General features: G+C 31.4%; 10 protein-coding genes and 1 pseudogene. 8 read left to right on the top strand and 3 right to left on the bottom strand.

Going from position 1 to position 8,542, the window contains the following annotated elements:
* A pseudogene (locus KPL44_RS22225) lies at nt 1-198 on the top strand (phosphatase PAP2 family protein); the annotation flags it as partial.
* A 212-nt stretch (nt 199-410) separates the two neighbouring features.
* Here the strand turns inward: KPL44_RS22225 and KPL44_RS22220 are convergent.
* On the bottom strand, nt 411-773 hold the full coding sequence (locus KPL44_RS22220; RefSeq protein ID WP_216255038.1) for a VOC family protein: 363 nt from the start codon (nt 771-773) through the stop codon (nt 411-413).
* Nucleotides 774-846: 73 nt separating this feature from the next.
* Nucleotides 847-1,038, bottom strand: a complete 192-nt coding sequence (locus KPL44_RS22215) for a hypothetical protein (RefSeq protein WP_216255035.1) — start codon at nt 1,036-1,038, stop codon at nt 847-849.
* Nucleotides 1,039-1,103: 65 nt separating this feature from the next.
* Here KPL44_RS22215 and KPL44_RS22210 point away from each other — a divergent pair, with 65 nt between their 5' ends.
* The 3 genes from KPL44_RS22210 (at nt 1,104) to KPL44_RS22200 (ending at nt 2,134) form a co-directional block, all read left to right on the top strand.
* Nucleotides 1,104-1,379 carry a winged helix-turn-helix transcriptional regulator gene (locus KPL44_RS22210; RefSeq protein ID WP_253201907.1) on the top strand — a complete coding sequence of 92 codons (276 nt, stop codon included), beginning with the start codon at nt 1,104-1,106 and terminating at the stop codon, nt 1,377-1,379.
* A 120-nt stretch (nt 1,380-1,499) separates the two neighbouring features.
* Nucleotides 1,500-1,697: a hypothetical protein gene (locus KPL44_RS22205; protein ID WP_216255029.1), complete on the top strand. Its 198-nt coding sequence runs from the start codon at nt 1,500-1,502 to the stop codon at nt 1,695-1,697.
* 278 nt (nt 1,698-1,975) lie between these two features.
* On the top strand, nt 1,976-2,134 hold the full coding sequence (locus tag KPL44_RS22200) for a hypothetical protein (RefSeq protein ID WP_216255026.1): 159 nt from the start codon (nt 1,976-1,978) through the stop codon (nt 2,132-2,134).
* A gap of 258 nt (nt 2,135-2,392) precedes the next feature.
* Here the strand turns inward: KPL44_RS22200 and KPL44_RS22195 are convergent, their stop codons facing one another.
* Complete coding sequence (locus tag KPL44_RS22195; RefSeq protein WP_216255024.1) at nt 2,393-2,806, bottom strand: hypothetical protein; 414 nt, start codon at nt 2,804-2,806, stop codon at nt 2,393-2,395.
* Between the two features lie 216 nt (nt 2,807-3,022).
* On the opposite strand from KPL44_RS22195, the gene KPL44_RS22190 reads away from it, so the two are divergent.
* The 4 genes from KPL44_RS22190 (at nt 3,023) to KPL44_RS22175 (ending at nt 8,539) form a co-directional block, all read left to right on the top strand.
* Nucleotides 3,023-3,181: a hypothetical protein gene (locus KPL44_RS22190; protein WP_216255022.1), complete on the top strand. Its 159-nt coding sequence runs from the start codon at nt 3,023-3,025 to the stop codon at nt 3,179-3,181.
* Between the two features lie 244 nt (nt 3,182-3,425).
* Entirely contained in the window at nt 3,426-4,475 is a 1,050-nt protein-coding gene (locus KPL44_RS22185; RefSeq protein ID WP_216255019.1) for a PocR ligand-binding domain-containing protein, read from the top strand.
* 278 nt (nt 4,476-4,753) lie between these two features.
* Nucleotides 4,754-5,911 (top strand): iron-containing alcohol dehydrogenase, encoded by a 1,158-nt coding sequence (locus KPL44_RS22180; protein WP_216255016.1) that lies wholly within the window; start codon nt 4,754-4,756, stop codon nt 5,909-5,911.
* A 222-nt stretch (nt 5,912-6,133) separates the two neighbouring features.
* Nucleotides 6,134-8,539 carry a glycyl radical protein gene (locus tag KPL44_RS22175; protein ID WP_216255013.1) on the top strand — a complete coding sequence of 802 codons (2,406 nt, stop codon included), beginning with the start codon at nt 6,134-6,136 and terminating at the stop codon, nt 8,537-8,539.
* Nucleotides 8,540-8,542: the final 3 nt, after the last annotated feature.

Raw genomic sequence — 8,542 nt, 5'->3', positions numbered from 1 at the left:
TCATTATTATTATGTTTTGCCAGAGTATATGTTGGACTTCATTATCCATTGGACATTGTCGGTGGAGCGATAATAGCTTATGCCACATATAAAACAATACAAAAATTCCCTGGGTATTTTGATTATATAACTAACTTTGCGTTAAAGATATGGGATATGATTGTTTTTAAAATTGAGGATTTAAGGAAAAAAGTTTAACTATTAATGCTTTAAATTGGTGATTATATAAAGATTCAATCTAATAAGTTAAAAAAGGAAGTTTTGCTTTTTTAATACTACGCCATATAAAGATAACTTGGTTTAAAACGGGGGTATTAATTACTAGTTAGCCTCAACTTTCTAATTATCTTTGTATTTTTTATTTATAGTGATGGCATATATGAATATGTCGTCACAAGTAATCCACAGATCTAATGATGCAGGCAGAATGGGCGCCCAGTCGGATCCAATATTGTAGTAGAGTGGGTGCCTCCAAACTGTGACAGCGTTTTGACGGCTCCAAGTGTCTCTGCATGTTGAACGGCAGAGACATTAGGCACCATAAAATCAAAATGTATTTGTTTTTGCTGTTTGTTGGCCTGCTCAGGCCAAATAGGAGGAATATAATCCTCATTTTTCACAAAGTAAAACACAACACCGTCCCCACTACGTACGCCTGGAATACTGTATACTTCACATCTTTCCCAGCCAAGAAATTCTGCGTAAAACTCACGTAACTTTTTATCGTCGTCACAATCGATCATTATAGCTCCTAAACTAATGTTCTCAATCATAAAAATCCCTCATAATTAATAAATGAATAATCTAATGAGATGTTAATATACATATATTTACATATTGAAGATATCATGCTCTATTTTTTGCAAATCTGACTCCCATTACAAAAGCGCTATTACAATCTTCGGGAAATTGTTCTTTACGTGTTTGGGCCTTTGATGCAAGATCGACACTTGATGATACTACCTTTGAATAATCATCAAATTGACTGGTATTAAAACTAAGTAGAGTTTCTGAATACCCAAATATTCTTTTTAACATAAACTCATTGAAATCTATACTGCGGTCCCATCCTACTGTTTTCACATACCTACACGATGACGGTAATGAGTGGTAAGTGGAAATGGGTTATACTTTGGTTATTATCTAGAGATAATGTAAAAAGATATGGTGAAATAAAAAAAGATTTGGATCATATTACTCATAAGATGTTAAGTCAACAGCTTAAAGATTTAGAAAGTAATCTTTTAATAAATCGTAAGGAGTATCCCCAAATTCCACCTAAGGTAGAATATTCTATAACAGAAAAAGGGAAAACTTTAATTCCCATATTAGAATTAATGGCACAATGGGGAGATAAAAATCATTCTGACAAAAATTAATTATAGAGTTAGTATTAAATTACAAATTCGAATTAACTTATATGCTTAATTATACTATATATAACATATATTCTATATGATAATTGATAAAGAAATTACTAAATTGTTGTATAGTGTATATTGAAGCAGGAGAATTATAATGGTAAGATAAAGGTGTTGAAAATTGCAATACAAAATGGAGTCGAAAATATGATGATAAAGCTACTTGCGATAGTCCCATATGAAGGTTTAAGAGAATTACTTAAAGATATATGTAGTAAATATGAAAAGATTGTTATGGATATAGAAATTGCAGATTTGGATGGATCAATACAATAACTCTTACGGCCAGGCAAGAGTTTGCTTTACACTCATGAAAAACATGCCTCACGGTGCCGTGTATGATGAAAGTCGCGCTAACTCGGCATTCATGAAGCGCTTTAGCCGTCCTAAGGGCTCAAAAAAGGTTGTTAATGTCGAGTTTAAATTCTGAAGTGTATCTACCTGGGAAATATACAGGTATGGTCGTGCAAAAGCGATGATGCCCCAGTTGTAGTTTTATTTTTAAACCATTCCATGATTATTGATGATGCTGAGCTGAGGCGTTATTCATCAGTATGAAAAGACCTAAAATCTTTAATACTTTAGAAAAAGTGGAGGATAACAAAGAGATAGTTGCTCTTTGTTATTATCTTAATATCACTCAACCGCAGGCTTTATATTTAGTAAAGGACGCACTAGGTAATAAGGTGGATTTAAGATTTTTTTATCAATAAATAGTACAAAAGCAACGCTATAATCACAGTAACCAGACAGCCAGTGCCCCTAGCAAGCCAAACGTTTATATCTGTCTTTTCCAATATATTGTCTACGAACGAACCGACGCCTACTGATACTACTACAAAAACAATCTTTTTTATCATGCTCTTCCCCATTTTTCTACTCTGAAGTCTTATGGCTCTTTCTAAATCATCTATGAAATATTTATTTAATTATACTACTTATTGCCTTATCCAAGAGTCAGAATAATTAGATTATACATACTTCCCTTCTTTATAATTTAATTCATTATATAGAGTTTTAATCTTATCTATATCATTATTATTAATAATATACCACAAGTTGTCAATTTCAACTCTTCCACCAGAAAAACATATTGAATGTTTTTCTTTACCGTCTGTTTTAATCAATATAACCCAACCATTATAATCATTTTGTTTTATATGTTCTTTTTTTATTGAATTTATGAGATTTATTACTTTTTTAATATCTTCTTTTTTAGTTATTGTTTTTTCCTTCGGTGGGCTTGGTAATGTTATTATTTTTAAGTTATCAACATCATTTATATTAATTATTTCTTTAGTATTATCTACTGAAACTGATTTAGTGTTTGCACAACCAGAAAATATTAAAATAGATGTTAATAAAATTAATATTAATCTTTTCATAAATAAACTATTCCCCCTCGATTTTTTTTACAACGTCACAGTACATTACGAGTACGAAATAAAATAGTTGCTTAATTATCCTGATTTATAAGGAAAATATAGCATCAGGCTTTAAATGCTTACTCTTTGGATGGAAGTAATTAATATGTAGCCAATAGAATAGCTTAGTGATATTGTATATATTGTTCAATTTTATTTTTGAAAGGAAGAAATGTAATGAATAAAAATTTGAGGTTATTGAATTTTATACCGTTATTGATGGCAGTACCGTCAATAATTATTGGGGTGATAGTAATGTACGTAAATAAAGTACCAATTGCTATCTTTGGTCAAAATATTTTTTGTTTAGTGTTAGCTGGAATAATTTCATTATGAATTTTATAATTGTTTTAATTTCTACTCTATTTGGGAATTTCCCAGTTCCATTGATGGGATATGGAGTTTCCCCTATAATAGGTTATTTTATATCTATAACTTGGTTCGCGAAATCCAAAATTAATTAGCTTCTATTTTTTTGTCTTTGATGTTAATATTACTTATATGGAAAGTAGTAATGAAAAAAATCATCTCAGGTGATGATTTAATTATAATACCTTTATAGATGAATGGAGGAAGTATTTTGCAGAATGGTTTGTTGCATTTAGATAATATTATTAATGTGGATAATTTTCAAAAAATTCAGGATAATATAGCGGAGGTAACAGAGATTGCTATGGTTACGGTTGATTATAAAGGCAAGAGGGTTACTACACATAGTAAATGTAGCGAATTTTGTAAATTTATAAGATCACGTTTAGACTTAAGTGAGCTTTGTGAAAAATGTGATTCTAGAGGTGGACTCGAGGCTGCTAGATTACAAGAACCATATCTATATATATGTCATGTAGGTATTTTAGATTTTGCAATCCCTATTATAGTAGATGGACAATACTTTGGAGCTGTAATGGCAGGACAAGTTATTGTTAAAGATAAACAAAAGGAAGATTTAGAACAAATAGTTAATAATAAGTGTTTTAAGATGGAATTAGAAAAAGAAACTGAGCTAAAAATTTTATATGACAAGTTACCTATTATGACTTTGGACAGGGTTAAATCCGTTGCTAATATGATTTTGCATATTAGTAATTATATTGTAGAAGAAGCCTTATTAAAAATAAATTCAAATAAACTTAATGATAAAATTCTAACGGTAGATTCCTTTAAGGTTGCAAATCTAGAATTAAAAGATACTAACAAAGTGGAAACAGTGGAAGAAAATACAAAGGAAAATGTTAAGCGAAAGAATAATGTTAATTCAAATATTAGTAAAAATGGAAACGTTGTAATACGTGAGAATAAATGTAATGCTATTTTAAAGCCAGCATTAGACTATATACAAGTGGGTTATAGTTACGCAATTAGCATTGATGAAATGGCATCCATGTGTAACGTTAGTCCTAGCTATTTTAGCAAGCTTTTTAAAAAGAATATTGGTGATAATTTCTCGAATTATATAAATAAAGTGAGGATTAAAAAAGCTAAAGAATTGCTTGAGGCCTCTGATATTCCAATAATCAATTTGGCTTTGGATTTAGGATTTGAGGATTGTGGTTATTTTATAAAAGTATTTAAAAGAATTGAAGGGGTAACCCCAGCAGTTTATAGAAATGAATATAATATAGGAAAATAGCACTTAGGTAAAACTAGTGCTATTTTTTTATATTTAAACACAAAGTGCAAGAAATTACTGTGTAAATTTACATTAAGTAAGCAAGGTTTTTCTACAAGAATGCAATTTACTTCAATGAAATTTCAATTAGACAGGCTTATACTTTAGGTAGATAGTTAGTAAGTTAAATTAATAACAAACAGATTGATAATGAGCAAATGCTAATATCGCCTTAAAAATATATTAAGGTAACAATTCAATAAATTATAATGTTTAAGAAAATCAAGGAGGAATAATTAATGAGAATGTATGATTATTTAGCACCAGCGGTTAACTTTATGGGAGTAGGAGCTGTAAAAGTAGTAGGCGAGAGAGCTAAAATTCTAGGTGGAAAGAAAGCGTTAATAGTAACTGATAAATTTCTTAAAAGTCTTCCGGGCGGAGCAGTAGCACAAGTTGAAGCTTCATTAAAGGAAGCAGGAATTAGCTTTGTATACTATGATAATGTTGAGCCGAATCCTAAGGATAGAAATGCGATTGAAGGTGCAAAAATATTCAAAGATGAAAACTGTGACATGATAATTACGGTTGGTGGTGGAAGCTCACATGACTGTGGTAAAGGTATCGGGATACTAGCAACCCATCCAGGAGAATTGTTTGACTATGCAGGCATAGAGACTCTTGCAAGTCCACTTCCGCCAATTATTGCGGTTAATACCACAGCTGGAACAGGTAGTGAAGTTACTCGTCACTGTGTTATAACAAACACTAAAACTAATATTAAATTTGTTATAGTTAGTTGGAGAAACTTACCATCAGTTTCAATTAATGATCCATTAACAATGGTTGGAATGCCTGCAGGACTTACAGCTGCAACAGGAATGGATGCGTTAACTCATGCTATAGAAGCATACGTTTCAAAGGATGCTAATCCTGTTACAGATGCCTCAGCTATCCAAGCTATTAAATTGATATCAAACAATTTAAGACAAGCTTATGCACTAGGTGAGAACTTAGTAGCTAGAGAAAATATGTGTTATGCTTCACTTCTTGCTGGTATGGCATTTAATAATGCTAACTTAGGTTATGTACATGCAATGGCTCATCAATTAGGTGGACTTTATGATATGCCTCATGGAGTAGCTAATGCTATATTGCTTCCCTTCGTTGAAAAATGGAACGTTATTTCAAATCCACAGAAATTTGCTGATATAGCAGAATTCATGGGTGAAAACATACAAGGACTTTCAGTATTGGATGCAGCGCAGAAATCTATTGATGCTATGTTTAGACTTGCAAAGGATGTTGGAATTCCAGCTAACTTAAGATCACAAGGAGCTAAAGAAGAAGACATCGAATACATGGCTGAATGGGCATTAAAAGATGGTAATGCCTTTAGTAATCCAAGAAAAGGAAATAAAAAAGATATTGCAGAATTATTTAAATCAGCGTTTTAATCTTGCAACTTTGAGAAAGATGATATAACAGAAATTAATAAATATAAGTTAAAACAGTAATAATATGTCCTCGATGTATTTGTTGAGGATATATTATAAATTTCGAATATCTTTGATAGTTATAAATTTAACAAATGTTTAATTTAAGAATATAGAATAAAATATGGATTTTAATGAATAACACACTAATTAATAATATATTTTAAGAGAGGAAGTTTTAATATGTATGTTTTGCAAAATGGATTTAGTAAACCAACAAAGAGGGTAGAGGCATTAAAGGAACAAATACTATCAGCGGTTCCTTGTATTGAAGTGGATAGAGCGTTATTAATAACAGAATCATTTAAAGAAACAGAAGGAAAATCTATAGTAGTGCGTAGGGCTAAAGCACTTGAAAAGATATTAAACGAAATTCCTATTATTATAAGAGATGAAGAGCTAATAGTTGGAAGTTTGACCAAGGAAGCAAGATCAGCTCAAATCTTTCCTGAATTCTCAAATAAGTGGATTAAAGATGAATTTGAAACCATAGGAAAGAGAAAAGGTGATTCATTCCAAATTACTGAAAAGGCAAAAAAACAACTTACAGAAGTATTTGATTATTGGGAAGGCAAAACTACTAATGAACTTGCTACTTCATATATGTATCCAGAAACTATTGAGGCAATGAATGAAAATGTATTTACAGTTGCAAACTATTATCTTAATGGAGTAGGACATGTATCTGTAGATTATGCTAAGGTTTTGGCTAAAGGATATAAGGGGATTATTGAGGAAGTTAAGTGTGCAATTAAGAATGCTGATAAAGAAAATCCGAAGTATATTAAGCAAAAACTATTTTGGGAATCTATCATAGGTTCTTGCAAAGCAGTAATAAATTATGCACATAGATATGCAAAGCTTGCAAGAGAAATGGCTTCAAAAGAATCTAATGCTGTTCGCGCTAAAGAATTATTACAAATAGCTAAAAACTGTGAAACAGTACCTGAAAATGGCGCAACTAATTTTTATGAAGCTTGTCAATCATTTTGGTTTGTACATGCAGTTATAAATATAGAATCAAATGGACACTCTATTTCACCAACAAGATTTGATCAATATATGTATCCATATTATGAAATAGAATTAAATTCAGGAAAGTTTGACATAGATAAAATTCAAGAACTTATTGATTGTGTATGGGTTAAATTGAATGACATTAACAAAGTTCGTGATGAAGTATCAACAAGAGCATTTGGTGGATATCCAATGTTTCAAAACCTATGTGTAGGTGGACAAACTAGAGAGGGTAAAGATGCTACAAATGATTTATCATATATGTGCATAGATGCTACGGCTCATGTAAGATTATCGGCACCATCTTTTTCGGTAAGAATATGGAACAAAACGCCAGATGAATTTTTATTAAGATCCTGTGAGTTAAGCAGATTAGGCCTGGGTATGCCAGCATTTTATAATGATGAAGTTGTAATTACAGCTTTAGTTAGTAATGGATTAACAATGGAAGATGCTAGAGAATATGGAATTATTGGTTGCGTTGAACCTCAAAAACCAGGAAAAACAGAAGGATGGCATGATTCAGGTTTCTTTAATCTAGCAAGACTATTAGAAGTCACTATAAATAATGGTATGAGTAATGGAAAACAAATAGGACCTAAGACTGGAGAATTTACAAAGTTCAAGTCGATTGAAGAAGTTGTTCAAGCTTATACTAAACAAATGGAATACTTTGTTTATCAATTATCAGTAGCAGACAATTCTATTGATCTTGCTCATGCAGAAAGAGCACCATTACCATTCCTATCTTGTATGGTTGATGATTGTATAACAGACGGAAAATCACTTCAAGAAGGTGGAGCATATTATAACTTTACAGGGCCACAAGGTGTTGGTGTTGCAAATGTAGGAGATTCTTTTGCAGCCATTAAAAAGCTTGTATTTGATACTAAAAAGGTAACTTTAAAAGACTTAAAAGAAGCTCTAGACACTAACTTTGGTGAAGAAGATCCAACTTTAAAGGAAAATTTTGAGGATTTAAGACAAATGTTAATTCATAGAGCACCTAAGTTTGGTAATGATATTGACGAAGTTGATGAACTAGCAAGGCAAGGAGCATATATTTACTGCAAAGAAGTCGCAAAACATAAAAATCCAAGAGGTGGCAATTTCCATGCAGGATTATACCCGGCAGCAATTAACATCTTATTTGGTGATCTTATTGGAGCAACTCCAGACGGTAGAAAAGCACATGAAGCATTAGCTGATGGTGTATCTCCAGTTAGAGGCGCTGATAGTAATGGACCAACTGCTGCTATAAATTCAGTAGCAAAATTAGATCATTTTATTGCATCTAATGGTACTTTATTAAATCAAAAATTTCATCCAGGTTCAATTCAGGGAAGTGGTGGACTTAAAAATTTAGCGTCACTTGTTAGAAGCTTCTTTGATCAAAAAGGTATGCATGTACAATTTAATATAATCGATAAGGAAACTCTTGTTGAAGCACAAAAGGACCCAAGTAAATATAGAGATTTAGTAGTACGTGTTGCCGGTTATAGTGCTCAATTTATAACATTAGATAAAGCAATTCAAGATGATATTATAAAGAGAACTGAACAAACTTTCTAAAAA

Source organism: Clostridium sp. DSM 17811 (assembly GCF_018861905.1).
GTDB lineage: Bacteria > Bacillota > Clostridia > Clostridiales > Clostridiaceae > Clostridium_AD > Clostridium_AD frigoriphilum.
The sequence above is the reverse complement of the archived record's forward strand: the minus strand, read 5'-3'. Positions and strand labels throughout refer to the sequence as shown.